Source organism: Photorhabdus sp. S10-54, from assembly GCF_963878145.1.
Lineage (GTDB): Bacteria > Pseudomonadota > Gammaproteobacteria > Enterobacterales > Enterobacteriaceae > Photorhabdus > Photorhabdus kayaii.
In genome coordinates this window covers 1-587 of sequence record NZ_CAWNXG010000175.1, presented here as the reverse complement: position 1 = coordinate 587, position 587 = coordinate 1, and the positions used below count along the sequence as shown (strand labels likewise).

General features: G+C 33.9%; 2 protein-coding genes. Both read left to right on the top strand.

Annotated features, from left to right (window positions below; all coding sequences use genetic code 11):
* Positions 1-295 (top strand): hypothetical protein (locus AACQ83_RS24400; protein WP_158537833.1); only part of this gene is annotated, 295 nt, incomplete at its 5' end.
* A gap of 21 nt (positions 296-316) precedes the next feature.
* Entirely contained in the window at positions 317-478 is a 162-nt protein-coding gene (locus AACQ83_RS24395; RefSeq protein ID WP_155416471.1) for a hypothetical protein, read from the top strand.
* Positions 479-587 lie beyond the last annotated feature (109 nt).

Here is a 587-nt window from a genome sequence, read left to right as displayed (position 1 = left end):
TTTCTCACATACAGAGGTAAAGACAAAGCAGATAGAGGCCCTTCTCCACATATGGCAAGAATCATATAAGAAAGAATGTGATGAATCTTATGCCATCGGTGCAATACAAGATCTGGTTTTTGGACTGATAAAAGAAATGGAAATCATGGAGAAGCAAATAAAAAAGATTAAAGGCCAAAAGGAACCTGAAATAAATATATCTAGCGAACAATATATTGACGCCCTCAGTAAAACCGGGCGATTAAGAAAAGGGTTTACTAATGCTACTGTCAAAAATAGTCCAGTCATACCTTAATTAAAATTAGGAGTTGTAAAAATGTACGAAGTTGAAATTATATATCTCTCAATTAACAGTCAAGCGACAACACTCTGGGTTGAAGCCGATAATGACAATGAAGCAAAATGCGAAGTCGAATTATTAAAAGGTATATTTGATGAAGTTAATGTTGAATTCAGATTGACGGGGGTGAAAAAATAACATCTAAAAATAACAACCGTGTATGCTGAATTAACAATGCAATAATTAGTTAACTTTTAATTACAGCTTAATGGCTGGGGATTGTCTCAGCCCTAAAATAGGATTGTAT

Coding starts and splice junctions, on each gene's coding strand:
- AACQ83_RS24395 (WP_155416471.1), top strand. CDS start 317: ATGTACGAAGTTGAAATTATATATCTCTCAATTAACAGTCAAGCGACA.